This window comes from Parendozoicomonas callyspongiae (genome assembly GCF_023502345.1).
Classification (GTDB): domain Bacteria; phylum Pseudomonadota; class Gammaproteobacteria; order Pseudomonadales; family Endozoicomonadaceae; genus Sansalvadorimonas; species Sansalvadorimonas callyspongiae.
In genome coordinates this window covers 177,189-193,021 of the sequence record NZ_JAMFLX010000001.1, presented here as the reverse complement: position 1 = coordinate 193,021, position 15,833 = coordinate 177,189, and the positions used below count along the sequence as shown (strand labels likewise).

At 47.6% G+C, this 15,833-nt stretch carries 18 protein-coding genes; 12 read left to right on the top strand and 6 right to left on the bottom strand.

The genetic code is table 11. The features are described 5' to 3' along the window. Positions 1-118 precede the first annotated feature (118 nt). Positions 119-364 carry a YheV family putative zinc ribbon protein gene (locus M3P05_RS00825; RefSeq protein ID WP_249697328.1) on the top strand — a complete coding sequence of 82 codons (246 nt, stop codon included), beginning with the start codon at positions 119-121 and terminating at the stop codon, positions 362-364. Between the two features lie 36 nt (positions 365-400). Then, positions 401-1,819, top strand: a complete 1,419-nt coding sequence (locus M3P05_RS00820) for a Fic family protein (RefSeq protein ID WP_249697327.1) — start codon at positions 401-403, stop codon at positions 1,817-1,819. Positions 1,820-1,826: 7 nt separating this feature from the next. Here the strand turns inward: M3P05_RS00820 and M3P05_RS00815 are convergent, their stop codons facing one another. Further along, complete coding sequence (locus tag M3P05_RS00815; protein ID WP_249697326.1) at positions 1,827-3,275, bottom strand: FAD-binding protein; 1,449 nt, start codon at positions 3,273-3,275, stop codon at positions 1,827-1,829. A gap of 195 nt (positions 3,276-3,470) precedes the next feature. Here M3P05_RS00815 and M3P05_RS21170 point away from each other — a divergent pair, with 195 nt between their 5' ends. The 5 genes from M3P05_RS21170 (at position 3,471) to M3P05_RS00795 (ending at position 8,626) form a co-directional block, all read left to right on the top strand. Next, a complete protein-coding gene (locus M3P05_RS21170; protein WP_408635842.1) occupies positions 3,471-3,860 on the top strand; it encodes a GNAT family N-acetyltransferase in 390 nt (129 codons plus the stop codon). Positions 3,861-4,375: 515 nt separating this feature from the next. After that, complete coding sequence (gene coxB, locus M3P05_RS00810; protein ID WP_249697325.1) at positions 4,376-5,542, top strand: cytochrome c oxidase subunit II; 1,167 nt, start codon at positions 4,376-4,378, stop codon at positions 5,540-5,542. Next, complete coding sequence (ctaD, locus tag M3P05_RS00805) at positions 5,542-7,101, top strand: cytochrome c oxidase subunit I (RefSeq protein ID WP_249697324.1); 1,560 nt, start codon at positions 5,542-5,544, stop codon at positions 7,099-7,101. The genes coxB and ctaD overlap by 1 nt, the downstream gene beginning before the upstream one ends. A 26-nt stretch (positions 7,102-7,127) precedes the next feature. Next, positions 7,128-7,694, top strand: coding sequence for a cytochrome c oxidase assembly protein (locus M3P05_RS00800; RefSeq protein ID WP_249697323.1), 567 nt, complete (start codon positions 7,128-7,130; stop codon positions 7,692-7,694). 38 nt (positions 7,695-7,732) lie between these two features. Beyond that, positions 7,733-8,626 (top strand): cytochrome c oxidase subunit 3, encoded by an 894-nt coding sequence (locus tag M3P05_RS00795; RefSeq protein WP_249697322.1) that lies wholly within the window; start codon positions 7,733-7,735, stop codon positions 8,624-8,626. Here M3P05_RS00795 and M3P05_RS00790 read toward each other — a convergent pair. Next, complete coding sequence (locus tag M3P05_RS00790; protein ID WP_249697321.1) at positions 8,600-8,881, bottom strand: DUF2909 domain-containing protein; 282 nt, start codon at positions 8,879-8,881, stop codon at positions 8,600-8,602. The two genes, M3P05_RS00795 and M3P05_RS00790, sit on opposite strands and share 27 nt — an antisense overlap. 99 nt (positions 8,882-8,980) lie before the next feature. On the opposite strand from M3P05_RS00790, the gene M3P05_RS00785 reads away from it, so the two are divergent. The 5 genes from M3P05_RS00785 to M3P05_RS00765 all read left to right on the top strand — a co-directional run bounded on the left by M3P05_RS00785 (position 8,981) and on the right by M3P05_RS00765 (position 12,974). Then, positions 8,981-9,691, top strand: coding sequence for an SURF1 family protein (locus tag M3P05_RS00785; protein ID WP_249697320.1), 711 nt, complete (start codon positions 8,981-8,983; stop codon positions 9,689-9,691). Further along, positions 9,688-10,275, top strand: a complete 588-nt coding sequence (locus M3P05_RS00780) for a hypothetical protein (RefSeq protein WP_249697319.1) — start codon at positions 9,688-9,690, stop codon at positions 10,273-10,275. Before M3P05_RS00785 ends, M3P05_RS00780 begins: the two co-directional genes overlap by 4 nt. A 9-nt stretch (positions 10,276-10,284) precedes the next feature. Next, positions 10,285-11,310 carry a COX15/CtaA family protein gene (locus tag M3P05_RS00775; RefSeq protein ID WP_249697318.1) on the top strand — a complete coding sequence of 342 codons (1,026 nt, stop codon included), beginning with the start codon at positions 10,285-10,287 and terminating at the stop codon, positions 11,308-11,310. A 109-nt stretch (positions 11,311-11,419) separates the two neighbouring features. Beyond that, positions 11,420-12,322 carry a heme o synthase gene (gene cyoE / locus M3P05_RS00770; RefSeq protein WP_249697317.1) on the top strand — a complete coding sequence of 301 codons (903 nt, stop codon included), beginning with the start codon at positions 11,420-11,422 and terminating at the stop codon, positions 12,320-12,322. A 4-nt stretch (positions 12,323-12,326) separates the two neighbouring features. Then, positions 12,327-12,974: an SCO family protein gene (locus tag M3P05_RS00765; protein ID WP_249697316.1), complete on the top strand. Its 648-nt coding sequence runs from the start codon at positions 12,327-12,329 to the stop codon at positions 12,972-12,974. Between the two features lie 46 nt (positions 12,975-13,020). Here the strand turns inward: M3P05_RS00765 and M3P05_RS00760 are convergent, their stop codons facing one another. From M3P05_RS00760 to M3P05_RS00745, 4 genes are read right to left on the bottom strand one after another with little or no spacing between them, the layout of a single operon-like run. Then, positions 13,021-13,512 carry a hypothetical protein gene (locus tag M3P05_RS00760; RefSeq protein WP_249697315.1) on the bottom strand — a complete coding sequence of 164 codons (492 nt, stop codon included), beginning with the start codon at positions 13,510-13,512 and terminating at the stop codon, positions 13,021-13,023. A 48-nt stretch (positions 13,513-13,560) separates the two neighbouring features. Then, positions 13,561-14,349: a zinc ABC transporter permease subunit ZnuB gene (znuB, locus tag M3P05_RS00755; protein ID WP_249697314.1), complete on the bottom strand. Its 789-nt coding sequence runs from the start codon at positions 14,347-14,349 to the stop codon at positions 13,561-13,563. Next, positions 14,346-15,113: a zinc ABC transporter ATP-binding protein ZnuC gene (gene znuC / locus M3P05_RS00750; RefSeq protein ID WP_249697313.1), complete on the bottom strand. Its 768-nt coding sequence runs from the start codon at positions 15,111-15,113 to the stop codon at positions 14,346-14,348. The genes znuB and znuC overlap by 4 nt, the downstream gene beginning before the upstream one ends. Further along, positions 15,106-15,600: a Fur family transcriptional regulator gene (locus tag M3P05_RS00745; RefSeq protein ID WP_249697312.1), complete on the bottom strand. Its 495-nt coding sequence runs from the start codon at positions 15,598-15,600 to the stop codon at positions 15,106-15,108. The genes znuC and M3P05_RS00745 overlap by 8 nt, the downstream gene beginning before the upstream one ends. Positions 15,601-15,833: the final 233 nt, after the last annotated feature.

Here is a 15,833-nt window from a genome sequence, read left to right as displayed (position 1 = left end):
GGTTGTACCGAAAAGGGAGCTGGCTGCTCCCCTTTTACCATGGAAATGCCCATCACATTTTCATATTTCGGGGTGGGCATTACCCGCTCATGGCTGCTTTATACCAGTTAGAAGGATAATGATGAAAAAGCGCTTTATTGCCGGAGCTGTCTGCCCCAAATGTGCGGCGGTTGATCGTCTGGTTATGTTTGAGGAAGACGGGGAAACCATTAGAGAGTGCGTTGAGTGTGGTTTTACCGATATCCAAAGAAACCAGGAAGTGGGACAGGATAATCTGGAAGAGTTAAAAACGCGTGTGAATCAGGGGGAATATCAGGCTAATCTTGATAGTGAAGATATTCAACCGATAAAGATCCTGAACTAAGAGTTCGCAGGATATGGAGTTAATAAAAAGGATTTTATGGATATTAATAGAAAAAGAACAGGATCCCAAAGGTCGGTATCAATTTCAGAAGAGGTGTCAGAGGATAGCGTAACAAAAAAAACATGTTTCTCAGGCAGGGAAACCAGCCCATCAGTTCAGGAGAAAAAAATAAAAGATCAACCTTGCTGTGACTCGGGAACTCATACCGTTGAAAGAAAAAAAATCTCAGAGCCGGAAGTTGATAAAACTTCTATTGAAAAATTCTGTGAGCAATTTTTTGAGGTGGTTGTTGATGATAGGCTTCATAAACTCGATACATCTTTGTTTAATCAATATCCTGTAGAAATAATTGTAAATAGCTGCCAGAAATTCCAAAAAAAGTTGGAAGAAATTGTGTCTCGTGAACTTAGCAATATTCAAAAACATATTGATGGTATTTCAAACATTGGACCTGTTTCTGGCAATTTTCCATGCTGGCATACTAAAAGTTGTAGCAATATTTCTTTCTCAAAAAGGCCTGTAGATAGTTTGAAAGCTAAAATGAAGCTTATCTCAAAATTTTCAGAAATGATTAATATAATGTTTTTGAACTTAGGGACTATTAAAGTTGCTGAGATGGAATTAGTTCAACTAGCGAACAGTAATAAGGCTTTTGATGGGTTTGATATGACTCAAATATGGAGGCTATTTATTGATGGGGATGATCATGAAAAAAGAGGAAAATATGGGTATGAAAATGAACCAGGGTATCTTTCAGGTTGTTATCGAGGGATGGCTATGGCATTACGCATCGTTGAAAACAAGGGCAGAATAAATAGTAGCGTTTTAACTGTTATACATGATGAAGTCGTTAAAGGTGTTTTTTATGTTCCATATTCCCAACTAAGATTCGAAGAGATAGAACCAAGGATGAGGGAAAAGAAATATGAAAAACCTTATAGTTTATACTGCAAACATGTTAATAAAAACTTAAGCACTGATGGTTTGCAGGAACTTATTTTTGAATCAGTAAAAATTGGTGAAGACGGAAATAAGCACAAATACAAGCATAAAAAATACCAATATGTTTTTACACATAAACCATGTATGAGTCACCGGGATGGTGAGATTGAAATAGAATATTCAGAGGTTGTTTGTGATTACGGTATTAAATTAATGATTGATGATCTGCTAAATAATTGTTATGAGGTTGTAGAAAATAAATACGAACCTGAAGAAATCAAAGAACGTGCAATTGCGCACTGTATAGCGCATCTGGAAAGAATACACCCCTATCATGATGGGAATTGTAGGCTTTTTGGTTTTATACTCGCCAATGCATTAAGAATTCACGCAGGCCTGAAGCCCGTTATTTGGAAGGATCCCAATATTCTTGATGGCTACTCAATAGAAGAAATTGTGCGAGAACAACAAGAGGGCTGTCGGAAATTTTTAAGTTATTGCTCTTTCGCCTGAATCAGCATTAATCCACCCCTGCTCCCGTTGTATAAGGCCGTTGACCGGCGATCTTGTTTTGCTTTGGGAGGGATTCAGCGTAAGTTTCAAACAGCTCATTGGTCAGCAACCCTTCCGGGTCATACTTGTTCTTCATTTCAATCAACTTCTGAAATTCAGGGTAAGCCTGGTAGAGCTGTTGTCTGGTGGCATACAGGGCATAAGGAAGATAATAACGCCCGCCAAGTTTCAGGGTTTCATTGATAAGCTCGCGGGTTGCGATTGCCATCGCTTTGTCGGCTTCTTCTGTATCTGAAAGATTCATAAACAGCACAACCGCAAAGCGATCATCCGGCGCGAATGGAAGTATGGTCGTTTTATCAGCATTTACCCAGCGAACAGTGGCATTCAAGAGTTTGAAGGTGTCGTTATGTCGGCCCGTCCATTTACGCAGGGAGTTAATAAACGTCTGTAGCTGCTCCGGTGGGACAAAGTACTCCTGAAGAATATCCTTTGTTCCGGAGACTGTGTTGGCCAGCGTAGTGACTGATTCCCCCATGGCCTGGTTGCGGGACATTCTCGATTCTTTTTCTAAAAAGTAATACTCGTATGTTGTGCGGAAGACGCGGGCAAACCAGCTGTATTTGAGATAGTTCAGCAGGCTGGCATCCGGGTGTTTGGGTTTATCAAGCAGCTCTTCAGTTGGTGCCAGCTCGCCAGTGTCGAAATAGTTCACAACAACCATATTGTGGAATCGGTAAAGCGGGTTTATGGACAATCGGGCGGAATGGAGAGAAAGGCTGCTATCCGGTTTTAGTGTCTCTTTGAAATATTGGTCATAGCTTTTGGTTGGTACCAGCTGCTTAAGTTTGATCAGCATATGGTTCGGAACAACCTTGAGGGTCACTTCGGTAATTATGCCCACCATGCCATAAGAACCGAGCACGGCGCTGAAAAGCTCAGGGTTCTCAGTCCGGCTTGCGGTGAGGTACTGGCCATCTGTCAGAAGAACCTTAACTGATTCCACAGATTCAGAAACTGGGTTCCAGTGAATATCCTGGCCATGGGCATTGACTCCCAGTGCTCCACCGATGGAAAAATCGTTGTATGACTGCATGGCAGAAACTGCCAACCCGAAAGGTTCTAGCTGCTCCTGCAGCCTTTTCCAGGACATACCTGCCTGGACGGTGACCAGATTCTTCTCAATATCCAGCGTCATAAGCTGGATCATTTCATTCATGCTGATCTGGATAACGTCATTGGCACAAGTTTGATTACCCTGACTGTAACCGGCGCCCTTCAGGCTGATTTTGGAATGGTTTCTCCGAGCCTGCTCAACAATAAACTCGAGGGCCTTGGAGTGATCTGGAGACTCAACACGGACAGGGTGACATTCGGATGCCAGCGCGAAAGTACTCCACAAGAGCAGAGAAAGGGAGAGGCTGGCTGTTCCTCTTTTGATGTGAAATACAGACATGAATTACTCCCTGAAAACAGCATGTATGACCATTATCCGTAAAAGAAGTTCATTGTTTCTTGTGAATGTTAGTTAAAGGTTCCTGGGGGATAATCTCCGACGTGCCCCATACCTGCGAACGGATAATAATTCGGTGAATGAAAAAGATGTTGTTCTGGACTTCTGGAAAGCCATGGAAAGTAACGACTTCGCAATATAAATACCAGGGACAACTCCGAAGCTCAGGTTAAAGCATGGGCTTCGGATCATTTCGATCTTGAGGAATGGTTAAAGGGCTATCTTTCAACTAAGCCGTTTGTTGCTCAAATTGATGGTGAAATTGTTGGGTATGCGGATATTCAGAACAGCGGCTATATTGATCACTTTTTCTGCCACTGGAAGCATCAGGGAGAAGGTATTGGTAAGGCTCTTATGAATAAGATTCATCAGGAGGCAAAAAAGAAAGGAATTAAACGGATGTATTCACATGTCAGTATTACTGCGAAACCATTTTTTGAACATTTTGGTTTCGCTGTAATTAAACAACAGCAGGTCAATATTCGCGGCCAGCATCTAACAAACTTCGTGATGGAAAAGCTGTTTTAAAACTGTTTTTGTAGTCTTAAACCGAACCTACCCCTTTGCTTTTGTCGACTCATGTTGTTTAATGAAAGTGCAGTTCTATACTCAGTGACATTTTGTTGTATCCAGACTTGAGCAGCAGGGAATACTTGTGGGGTCTTGGTGCAGGTGGTGTCGTCGCTCTTCTGAATTTGGACTTTTCCGGATTCAAGGTCTGAGCGAACTGGGCTGTATAAATTGTTTTCGCCGCCCGCAGGGTTTCTGGGTTGTGAAAGATGTCTGTTTGATGTTTTGGCCTTCGACAAACCTGCTCTCCTGATAACCATCTCACTGGTTCTTCCTCTCGCGCACTGGCGTGAAAGCACTTTTCTGTCTGATCCAACTAAACATTCCGGGTTTGTCCGTCTCTTAAGGTAAGAGCTAACGGGCGAATACCGGGCAAGAACAAAAACAAGCTTTGTCCTTACTGCGTAGTCGGATTGGTTAGAAGCCCCCGGTCAGGACGCGACAGAGCTACAAAAGTCAGAGGGTGGAAGGGAATGAGGCTGCAAGCAAGAAGACTTGTCATGCTTCTGGTCGGTTTGCTGGTGTCTCCGGCTTTATGGGCCAAGTGGGCAGTCAATATGCCGGAAGGGGTCACAGATCTCAGTCATTCGATTTATGGCCTTCACATGACGATCTTCTGGATCACTGTGGCTATCGGTGTTCTGGTTTTTGCCGTTATGTTCTGGTCGGTGATATTTCACCGAAAATCGAGAGGTGCCAAGGCATCCGAATTTCATGAAAGCACACTGGTTGAGATTCTCTGGACCAGTATTCCTTTTGCGATTCTTGTGGTGATGGCTATTCCCGCGACTAAAACACTGATTGAGGTGTACGACGCGGATGATGCCGATATCGATATCAAAGTGACCGGTTACCAGTGGAAGTGGCAGTACGAATATCTAGGAGAGGACGTCAGCTTCTTCAGCAATCTATCCACTTCCCGTGATGAGATAAATAACTCCCGTCCAAAGAATGAAAACTATCTTTTGGAAGTGGATGAGCCGCTGGTTGTTCCCATTGGCAAGAAAATTCGTTTCCTGGTGACGGGGGCAGATGTTATCCACTCCTGGTGGGTTCCTGAACTGGCTGTGAAAAAGGATGCGATTCCGGGCTTTATCAACGAGTCCTGGACCAAAATTAACACGCCGGGGATCTACCGTGGTCAGTGTGCCGAACTTTGCGGCAAGGATCATGGCTTTATGCCCATCGTTGTTGATGCCCGTCCTATGGATGAGTATCAGGAATGGCTGGAAGGCAAGCGGGCTGAAGCTGAGAAGATCAAGGAATTGACCCAGAAAGACTGGACCATGGATGAGCTGATGACCCGCGGTGAAGAGGTTTACACCAAGGTTTGTGTGGCCTGTCACCAGGCTAATGGACAGGGTATTCCGCCAATGTTCCCGCCGCTTAAGGGAAATGCCATTGCTGTTGACCGGGACAAGATCGGCAGACACATCGAAGTCCTGCTCTATGGTGTGAAGGGAACGGCCATGCAGGCGTTCAAAGATCAGCTGAGTGAAGTCGATATGGCGGCTGTTATCACTTACGAGCGAAATGCCTGGGGCAATAACACCAAGGAAGTGGTCACCCCCAGGGATATTCTTGATTACAAAAAGGACGGTAAGTACACAGGACAATATTCGTCCGAGGGAGGCAAGTAATGAGTGAACATCATCACGGGCCAGCCAAAGGATTGATGCGCTGGGTCCTGACTACCAACCACAAGGATATTGGCTCCCTTTACCTCTGGTTCAGCTTTGCCATGTTTCTTCTGGGCGGCGCTATGGCCATGGTTATCCGGGCGGAGTTGTTCCAGCCAGGGCTTCAAATCGTGCAGCCTGAGTTCTTTAACCAGATGACCACCATGCATGGTCTTATCATGGTGTTCGGTGCAGTGATGCCTGCATTTGTAGGGCTTGCCAACTGGATGATTCCGATGATGATCGGTGCGCCGGATATGGCTCTGCCCCGCATGAACAACTGGAGCTTCTGGATACTGCCATTCGCCTTTGCTCTATTGGTCAGCACGCTGTTTATGGAAGGTGGCGGTCCAAACTTTGGCTGGACTTTCTATGCACCGTTATCCACAGACTATGGTCCGCCCTCAACAACGTTCTTTATCTTTGCCGTCCATATGATGGGTATCTCATCCATCATGGGTGCCATTAATGTGATTGCGACCATCCTGAATCTGCGGGCTCCGGGTATGACGCTGATGAAGATGCCTTTGTTTGTCTGGACCTGGCTGGTCACGGCTTATCTGCTAATTGCCGTTATGCCGGTGCTGGCGGGTGCGGTCACCATGATGCTGATGGATATTCACTTCGGTACCAGCTTCTTTAACGCAGGCGGTGGTGGTGACCCGGTATTGTTCCAGCACGTGTTCTGGTTCTTTGGGCACCCGGAGGTTTACATCATGATCCTCCCGGCCTTCGGTATTGTGTCGGCAATTATTCCGGCTTTTGCCCGCAAGCCACTGTTTGGTTACACATCCATGGTTTATGCGGTAGCCAGTATCGCTTTCCTGTCGTTTATCGTATGGGCACACCATATGTTTACGGTGGGAATTCCGCTGGTGGGTGAAGTCTTCTTTATGTATGCCACCATGCTGATTGCTGTGCCAACGGGGGTGAAAGTCTTTAACTGGGTGGCAACAATGTTCAAGGGTTCTTTAACCTTTGAAACCCCAATGCTGTTTGCTGTGGCCTTTGTGGTTCTGTTTACCATTGGTGGTTTTTCTGGGTTGATGCTGTCCATTGCTCCGGCTGATTTCCAGTACCACGACACCTACTTTGTTGTAGCTCACTTCCACTACGTTCTGGTTCCGGGAGCTATTTTTGCCATCTTCGCCGGTGTCTATTACTGGCTGCCAAAGTGGACTGGCCATATGTATGACACGGCGTTATCCAAGGTTCACTTCTGGATGTCATTTATCGGTATGAACCTGACCTTCTTCCCCATGCATTTTGTGGGGCTGGCTGGTATGCCGAGGCGGATTCCCGATTACAACATGCAGTTTGCTGACTTCAATATGATTTCCAGTGTTGGCGGTTTCATGTTCGGGGTCACCCAGCTGCTGTTTCTGTTTATTGTGATCAAGTGTGTGAGAACGGGAGACAAGGCTGAAGCCAAGCCCTGGGAAGGTGCCCATGGGCTGGAGTGGATGGTGCCCTCCCCTGCTCCGTATCACACCTTCAGCACTCCGCCTGAAGTGAAATAACCGGAAGGTAGGGATAGCGAGGAAATATGAAATTAAATCCGGCCCAGAAGACTATTGTCAAAGCAGCCATAACCGCTGTGGCGATGTTCGCCTTTGTCTTCTGGGTGATGGTTCCTCTCTATAACGTATTGTGCAAAGTCACCGGTTTGAATGGCAAAACAGATCCAGAGCCATACACCTCGGTGCCAGCGGCGGTTGATGAATCCCGTTTGATTACCGTGCAGTTTCTGGCAACAAACAACAAAGGTATGAACTGGGATTTCAAGCCCAGTGTGCACCAGGTAAAAATTCATCCGGGTGAAATTGGCTCACTGAGTTTTTATGTACGAAATCCGAGTGACAAGGATATGGTTGGGCAGGCGATTCCCAGCGTATCGCCATTTGAGGCAACAGATTTTCTGCACAAGACAGAGTGTTTCTGTTTTACCTCCCAGCCTCTTGAGGCCAGGGGGGAGAAGACAATGCCGCTTAAGATTATCGTGGATCAGGATCTGCCAAAGCATATTAAAAAGCTGACCCTGTCTTATACCCTGTTTGATATTACGGCTCTCGATAAAAGAAATGGGAACAAGAAAAGGACTGCCGGGTTGTAAGTCCCTCGCGCCAACAGGCGTTATAACGGAGAACAATTATGGCAAATGATGGTGAAGGAACTTACTACGTTCCGGCGCAAAGCAAATGGCCGATCGTAGCGGCAATCGGCCTGTTCCTTACCGTAACCGGTATGGGCATGATGATGAACAGTATGACGGCGGGAGAGGATGATCCCACTGGTCACTATGTTTTGTTTGCCGGCGGTTTGATGATGGCCTGGATGCTGTTCGGCTGGTTTGGCAATGTTATCGAAGAGTCACGCAAAGGGCTTTACAGCGACCAGATGGACCGCAGTTTTCGCTGGGGCATGGGCTGGTTTATTTTCTCGGAAGTGATGTTCTTCTCGGCCTTCTTCGGTGCCCTGTTTTTTGTTCGCTACTTTGGTGTGCCGTGGCTGGGCGGTGAAGGGGAAAAGGCTGCTACCGGTATGCTTTGGCCCGGCTTTACTGCAGAGTGGCCGCTAATGAAGAACCCTGATCCTGAATCTTTTAAAGGTCCAACGGGCACTATTGATCCGTGGACTCTACCTTTTATTAATACGCTGCTTCTGGTTACCTCGAGTATTACATGTACAAAGTCACATCATGCCCTGAGGGACAATAACCGGGACAGTTCCAGGAACTGGCTGTTTGTCACTCTGCTTCTTGGTTTTGTTTTCCTTGGTGTGCAGGGATATGAGTACTACCACGCTTATCATGAGCTGGGTCTGACTCTGGCTTCGGGCATTTATGGATCAACATTCTTTATGCTGACGGGCTTTCACGGAGCACACGTAACGCTCGGGGCTATAATGCTGACGGTGATGTTTATCCGGATAATTAAAGGACACTTCACACCAACAAATCACTTTGGTTTTGAAGCAGCCTGCTGGTACTGGCACTTTGTGGATGTGGTATGGATAGGGTTATTCCTGTTTGTTTATATCTTGTGACTGCTCTTGCTTTTGAGGAGATGGTATTTGAGAGGCTTCCGGAGAACTGATCCAGGGAGCCGAAACATCCAGCTGACCAGACATTTTTCCATAAAGAATAAGAGCAAGGATAAGGCCGGCAAACATGACCCGGGAGGTAAGAGACCAGACCAGGCGCGGTGAGCCGCTCTTATCCTTCATCAGGGCAACAAAGGCATTGATAAGACTGGCAACCATTGCCAGTAGAAGAACAACAATAGCGACTTTTAACCACATGGCACTGCCTCTTTTTTACTAGCTCAAGGCTGTTTTTTAAAACCATATTAACTGGTTTGAGGCAGAAATAATAAGAACAAGCCGATTTGGATGATGTTGATGTATCGGACCCGTATCCTGACATTTGTGCTTTTGCTTCTCCCTGTGCTGATAGGTCTGGGGTTGTGGCAATATGGACGCTATCAGGAGAAATTGGAGCTTGAGGAGCAGTATAAGCTTCGCCGACAGAAAACGTTTTCTATCTCTGATCTTCAGGCTGTAGACGATCCCCGCTATTACAAAGTCTCTACTTCAGGTTCCTTTGATAACAGCCGTACCTTTCTGCTTGATAACCGTGTTCTGGCTGGCCGCGTCGGTTTTCATGTCATTACTCTGTTTGAATCCTTCAATGGTGAGTTACTGCTTGTTGATCGTGGTTGGGTTCCGGGCTTGCCAGATAGAAGCCGGTTGCCAGACATTCCTGATATTGAAGGTTCGGTCATTATTACCGGAGAAAGCTGGCTGCCTGCTGGCAAGGCATTTCTTCTGGCGGAAGATCTGTGGTCTTCAGAATGGCCAAAGCTGATTCAGTCCATTGATTTTGAACGAATGCAGTCTTCTTTAAACCAACCCCTTCAACCCTGGTTTCTTGTGCTTGATGAGCAGCAGCCGGGCAGTTTTCAAAGAAATTTTCATGTAGTGAATATGCCACCCTCCCGCCATCTTGGTTACGCCGTACAGTGGTTTTCCATGGCACTGGCCCTAGTCTTGCTGGGAGGTTATGCCTTGTTTGGAACTAATAAGAATAAACGTGCAGAGCAAGAGTTATGACAGTACAAGCAATGGCTCCGGCGAGCCGTAATCGCCTGCCACTCATTATGATTTTTCTTATCCCCTTTGGAGGCATGGGGCTGGCGGCATGGATGTATTTCAGTGGACAGATGATCCCTGATAGCCGTAACCATCAGGGCAACCTGATCTGGCCTCCTGTCCCTGTTGCAGAGTTTCAGTGGAGCGAACAGCGAGGCGGAATATTCTCTTCCCAGAAACTGGATGAACAGTGGGGTGTGGTCGTTGTTCCTGATGGGGCGTGTGGTTCTGTATGCAGGGAAACCCTGTTCAAAACCCGTCAGGCCCATATTGCTCTCGGGCGCAGGGCTGAGCGGTTGTCCCGATATCTTGTTCTGTCGGAACAGGGTTCTGAAAGATTGACAGTTTTTCTTGATGATGAACATCAGGGTATAGAGCTTCTGAAGGGGAAAATGCCGAAAATCAACAATCACCCAAACGACAGTGTAAGGGTGTTTGTGATTGATCCTCTGGGCAATGTGATGCTCTGGTTCAACCAGGAGCACAGTGGCAAGCAGATCCTGAAAGATCTGGAGAAGCTTCTGAAGAACAGCCGGATCGGGTAGGAGCCTAATATGAGTGAGTTTGCAGGCAACAGTGGACGTAAACCGGGTTTCTGGCTGGCTGTTATCGCAACGGCACTGGCCGTTGTTGTTGTCGGATTGGGAGCATGGACACGGCTTGTTCATGCCGGACTGGGCTGTCCTGACTGGCCAGGATGTTATGGCTTTCTTACCGTACCGGACAGTGCTGCAGAGATCAGGGTTGCCGAGGCGCGCTTTCCGGATGCCCCGGTAGAAGTCGACAAAGGCTGGCCGGAGATGATTCATCGATATGTGGCCGGAGCTTTGCTTTTGCTTGTTGCCGGGCTGGCCACAAGTGCGATTCGGAACCGTAAAAGAGAGGGGCAACCCTTCAAGCTTCCTCTGTTGATATTCGCATTAATAATTCTTCAGGCGGCCTTTGGTATGTGGACGGTCACACTCAAACTTTGGCCGCAGGTTGTGACTGCTCATCTACTAGGTGGTTTTGCCACTCTCAGTTTGCTGACTCTTCTAGCGTTCCGTCTCTCCGGTGGCTGGCGCCCCAGGCTGAAACCACCTCAGTTAAAAACACTGGCAGGAGCTGGTTTACTGGTAGTGGTTCTTCAAATCACCCTTGGTGGCTGGACCAGCTCGAACTATGCCGCACTTGCCTGTCCGGACTTTCCTTTATGCCAGGGGCAGGTTTGGCCAAATATGGATTTCGAACAGGGGCTTGATGTCTCTCAGTCTATCGGCCCTAACTATCTTGGCGGGCAGCTGGATAATTCTGCCCGAACGGCTATTCATATGGCTCACAGGATTGGTGCCATTATAACTTTGCTGGTGGTGGGTGCTCTGGTGCTGGTGGGGCTTAGAGAAGGAAACAGTGGGATTAGAAATTATTCCCGGCTGGTTTTATTTGCTCTCTTGCTTCAGGTTTCACTTGGTGTCAGTAATATTATTTTCTATCTGCCATTATCAGTTGCTGTCGCCCATAACCTGGGTGGAGCATTTCTGCTGGTGTCGTTGCTGATGCTGAATTACCGGTTGAGGTATGAGCAGATTGAACGGCCTTGAGCTTGTGAGCAGCCTTGAGCGGATGAAAAGCCCTGAGCGGGTGAAAAGCTTTGAGCTGATAAAACGCCTGAACAATAAAAATAATAAACAGGACGCATGAGGGATGCCTATGGCAAGTCATAATCTGGAAACGGTGATTTCCGAGCAGGCAGGCTGGCGAGATTATCTGGAGTTATGCAAACCCAAAGTTGTTGCCTTGATGATACTGACTGTAGTGATTGGTATGTGTCTGGCGACGCCTGGTTTTGTTCCACTGGATGCGCTGATTTTTGGAAATCTGGGAGTTGCTTTGTGCGCTGGTTCCGCAGCAGTGATTAATCATGTTGTGGATAGGCAGATTGATGCCTTGATGGCGCGAACCCATAAACGACCGGTGGCTACAGGCAAGATAGATTCCATAAACGCCCTGCTTTTTGCACTTGTTCTTGGCGTTACAGGGATGTCTGTGTTGTTGGTTATGGTGAATCCTTTAACCGCATGGCTGACACTGGCTTCCCTTCTTGGCTATGCCGTTGTCTATACCCTGTTTCTGAAAAGGGCTACGCCACAAAATATTGTGATTGGAGGTATTGCAGGAGCAGCCCCTCCCCTGCTTGGCTGGACTGCTGTTACTGGTGAGTTTCATAGCAACGCTTTGCTGCTGGTTCTGATTATTTTTGCCTGGACGCCACCGCACTTCTGGGCACTGGCTATTCATCGCAAGGAAGAATATGCCAAGGCCGATATTCCCATGCTGCCGGTGACCCATGGTGAGGCCTACACCAAGCTTCATATTCTGCTCTACACAGTCGTCCTGCTGCTGGTCAGCATAATGCCCTGGATGACAGGAATGAGCGGACTGATCTATCTGTTTGGAGCCTCAGCTCTGGGTCTTCGATTCCTCTACTGGGCAGTGGTTCTGCTGCGTGACTCCCGACCTCATGCGGCAATAAAAACATTCAAATTCTCAATTTCCTATCTGATGCTGCTGTTTGTTGTGCTTCTGGTAGACCACTATCTATACGTAGGGTGATGTGATGACCAAAGGTGTACGAAGTACAGTTCTGCTATTGCTTGTTGTGATTCTTGGAGTTGTTGCTCTCACAGTCCTGAAGCGGGGAGATGGTATTGTCGAGCTGGACAGGGATGCTTTGCGGGATAAGGGCGTTGTTTATTTTGATACCCCCCGCAGTTTTAAATTTATGCCCCTGATCAGGCAGGATAACTCACCCTACACAGAGAGCAGCCTGAAAGATCACTGGACGTTGATGTATTTCGGCTTCACTTTCTGTCCGGATATCTGCCCGGCAACTCTTTCGCAGCTCAATACGATGATGATTGAGCTGCAAGCAAAGGCGCCTGAAATTGCCGACAAACTCGATGTGGTTATGGTCAGTGTCGATCCTGGCAGGGATTCTCCAGAAAAACTTGCACAGTATGTCCCTTACTTCAATGAAGCGTTTTATGGTGTCACAGGTGACCCTAATGTGCTGGCGGGTTTGGCCCGGCAGTTAAACGTTGCTTTTGAATTTGTGGGGGATACGACGTCTGACGACTATTTGGTGGAACACAGCGCCCAGGTGGTTCTGGTCAATCCAATGGGAGATTATCAGGGTTTCTTAAAGTCACCTATGAAACCAAAGGATCAGGCTGAGGCTTTAATTGATATCGTGAAAGCGTTTTGAGTCGGTTCCCACACAGGCGTGGGAACCATTAAGAAATGCAAAGTCACTATTCGGAAACAATCGTATCCAGGTCAGGCACTGTCACTGTGATGATATCGACAGAGCCTGACTCATCCACTGTTTCAACTTCAAAGGTGCCGGTTTCCAGCTGAACAGGACGGCTGGCTTCTGCAATTGCAGTCAGGATGTAACCGGCCTCGGCACTGTCCGGGTTTATCTCAAGAGCTCGGAAAGCCATCTGTTTGGCCCGGTACAGGTCACCTTCAAGAAACTCTTTCTGTCCAATCGTTACCAGCTTTTTCACCACCCGGCTGCGGTATTTGGCAATGCGGGGATCGTTGGGAGAAAGGGTTGCCAGCTGATCAATTTTCTCCATGGCATTGTCGCCTTCAGGAAGTGTCAGCCTGTTAACAGCAAGGTTTGATTCAATGGCTGAAACAAGTTCAGCCACAGGGTCATTGTGCTGGGGGATAGCCTGACAGCCTGCCAGCAGGATAAGAGCAAGCACAGGGAGGAGCAGTCGTTGGTTTCTGATCATTCTATAAGCACTCCGGTAAAACCCTTCCCGCGATTGTGGTCATGATGGTTAGCGTCTGTTTCCTGAGATAAGCAAGACAAGCAGGAAGAGGAATGCACTACAGACTACCACGGAAGGCCCTGTCGGCGTATCGTAAATCCACGAAAGTGCAATACCACCACCAACAGCCAGCATGCCGCAGATGCTTGCGCCCCCGGCCATTTGTTCAGGGGTTTTGGCAAGACGCTGAGCTGTTGCTGCCGGGATAATCAGGAGGGAAGTAATCAACAGAACCCCAACAATCTTCATGGAAACAGCTATCACCAGAGCAATAAGAAGCATTAGCAGTAGCCGAGTTCCGCGAACTGGAACCCCTTCTACCTGGGCCAGCTCTTCATGAACTGTCATTGACAGAAGTGGAGACCAGAACTTCCATAGCAATCCAAGTACGACCGCTCCTCCTCCGTAAATCCAGAATAAATCTGAAACGTCGACAGCAAGGAGGTCACCAAAAAGATAGGACATCAGGTCTATGCGTACAGAGTCCATCAGGCTTACTGTCACCAGGCCAATACTCAGAGCGCTGTGTGCAAGAATACCGAGTAGGGTGTCCGTTGCCATTAGATGCTTTTGCTGAAGCCAGACCAAAATCAGGGCCAGCATAATTGAGCAGATAGCGACAGCCAGGTTCAGGTTGATATCAAAAAGAAAACCGAGAGCAACGCCCAGCAGTGCCGAGTGAGACAGAGTTTCTCCAAAATAAGCCATTCGTCGCCAGACAACGAATGTACCCAGCGGACCGGCAACGAAAGCAACACCAAGACCAGCCAGTAATGGATAAAGTATAAAATCAATCATTGCTGTGACTTATCCTGATTCCCTGACTGGCAATCGCCGCAGTCGATAACATGGCCATCAATGGCATGGTTGTGATTGTGGGTGTAGATCGCGAGTTCACTGGATTCATGGCCAAACAGCTGTAAATAAGCTGGGTGCTGGCTGACCTGACTGGGGTGCCCGGAACAGCAGATATGGTTGTTCAGGCATATGACTTTATCGGTGGCAGCCATAACCAGATGCAGATCGTGGGATACCATCAATACCCCACAACCGGTTTCATCTCTAAAAATCTTGATCAGGTGGTAGAGTTCACGCTGACCGTTCACATCAACCCCCTGCACTGGTTCATCAAGAATCAGTAACTGTGGTTTACGCAGCAGTGCCCGGGCAAGTAGAACTCTCTGGGTTTCTCCACCCGAAAGGGTCTGGATTGGGCTGTTGTAAATGTGTTCAACCCCTGTGCATGTCAGAGCGTTGAGAATCTGCTTCTTACTTGCGCCAGCCAGACTGAGAAAGCGGCTAACGGGTAAAGGCATGGATGGCTCAATCTGCAGCTTCTGCGGCATATAGCCGATTCGCAGATCTTTCATCATATGGCAGTGACCGCTGTCAGGTTTCAGCAGGCCTAATACAATACGAACCAGCGTTGTTTTACCCGCACCGTTAGGGCCAATAAGGGTGACTATTTCTCCGGAATTCAGGTGCAGATCAATATTCTGTAAGACTGTTCGGCCATGAAATCCTACCCGGACATCTTTCAACTCTAATAGTGGCTCACTCATCAGCATACTCCTGTTGGCAAGCAGGACAGAGGCCGGAGATTTCAATCAGGGTTTGGTTGGTTTTGAAGCCGGTGGCATCGGCAAGGCTTCTGAGGAGTTTGGCGTGTTCCTGGTTTCCCAGCTCTCGGGTTGTCTTACACCTTTCGCAGATAAGGAAAGTCCCATCGTGCGGGTGTTCTGGACTGTTACAGCCAATGTATGCATTGCGGGATGCAATGCGGTGAATCAGCCTCTGTTCCAGAAGGAAGTCGAGGGCCCGGTAAACCGTAGGAGGCGCTGCCGGGCGATCCTGTCCTTTAGACAGCATGGCCAGAATATCATAGGCACCAACAGGCTTATGGCTATCCCAAACCAGTCGCAGGACAGTTTTGCGCAGGTCTGTCAGGCGCTGACCATTCCGTTCACAAATGGCTGCTGCCTGCTCCAGTGCATGTTCAATGCAGTGACCGTGGTCATGATCCTTGTAAGCGGTTTCCGGGGTAATCACACAGAAATATCCCAGTTGTTATAAAAAAGAAACATTATAACATCCGCAAGCTGGCACGCGTACAAAATGCTGACTTCAGTTGTAATCTGTGGAGGTTTGAGAAGGGTTTGGGTGGGTAACAAAAGAGTCACAATAATCCTGAAAAATGTAAAGGGCAACCTGGGGCTGTTTTCACCCATCTTCTCATGTAATCTGAATACCGCAGGCTTAATAACAATAATAATAAATATGCC

What these genes read in the sequence shown, in the direction of transcription:
- M3P05_RS00825 (WP_249697328.1), top strand. Translation starts at nt 119, where the DNA reads ATGATGAAAAAGCGCTTTATTGCCGGAGCTGTCTGCCCCAAATGTGCG.
- M3P05_RS00820 (WP_249697327.1), top strand. Translation starts at nt 401, where the DNA reads ATGGATATTAATAGAAAAAGAACAGGATCCCAAAGGTCGGTATCAATT.
- M3P05_RS00815 (WP_249697326.1), bottom strand. Translation starts at nt 3,275, where the DNA reads ATGTCTGTATTTCACATCAAAAGAGGAACAGCCAGCCTCTCCCTTTCT.
- coxB (WP_249697325.1), top strand. Translation starts at nt 4,376, where the DNA reads ATGAGGCTGCAAGCAAGAAGACTTGTCATGCTTCTGGTCGGTTTGCTG.
- ctaD (WP_249697324.1), top strand. Translation starts at nt 5,542, where the DNA reads ATGAGTGAACATCATCACGGGCCAGCCAAAGGATTGATGCGCTGGGTC.
- M3P05_RS00800 (WP_249697323.1), top strand. Translation starts at nt 7,128, where the DNA reads ATGAAATTAAATCCGGCCCAGAAGACTATTGTCAAAGCAGCCATAACC.
- M3P05_RS00795 (WP_249697322.1), top strand. Translation starts at nt 7,733, where the DNA reads ATGGCAAATGATGGTGAAGGAACTTACTACGTTCCGGCGCAAAGCAAA.
- M3P05_RS00790 (WP_249697321.1), bottom strand. Translation starts at nt 8,881, where the DNA reads ATGTGGTTAAAAGTCGCTATTGTTGTTCTTCTACTGGCAATGGTTGCC.
- M3P05_RS00785 (WP_249697320.1), top strand. Translation starts at nt 8,981, where the DNA reads ATGTATCGGACCCGTATCCTGACATTTGTGCTTTTGCTTCTCCCTGTG.
- M3P05_RS00780 (WP_249697319.1), top strand. Translation starts at nt 9,688, where the DNA reads ATGACAGTACAAGCAATGGCTCCGGCGAGCCGTAATCGCCTGCCACTC.
- M3P05_RS00775 (WP_249697318.1), top strand. Translation starts at nt 10,285, where the DNA reads ATGAGTGAGTTTGCAGGCAACAGTGGACGTAAACCGGGTTTCTGGCTG.
- cyoE (WP_249697317.1), top strand. Translation starts at nt 11,420, where the DNA reads ATGGCAAGTCATAATCTGGAAACGGTGATTTCCGAGCAGGCAGGCTGG.
- M3P05_RS00765 (WP_249697316.1), top strand. Translation starts at nt 12,327, where the DNA reads ATGACCAAAGGTGTACGAAGTACAGTTCTGCTATTGCTTGTTGTGATT.
- M3P05_RS00760 (WP_249697315.1), bottom strand. Translation starts at nt 13,512, where the DNA reads ATGATCAGAAACCAACGACTGCTCCTCCCTGTGCTTGCTCTTATCCTG.
- znuB (WP_249697314.1), bottom strand. Translation starts at nt 14,349, where the DNA reads ATGATTGATTTTATACTTTATCCATTACTGGCTGGTCTTGGTGTTGCT.
- znuC (WP_249697313.1), bottom strand. Translation starts at nt 15,113, where the DNA reads ATGAGTGAGCCACTATTAGAGTTGAAAGATGTCCGGGTAGGATTTCAT.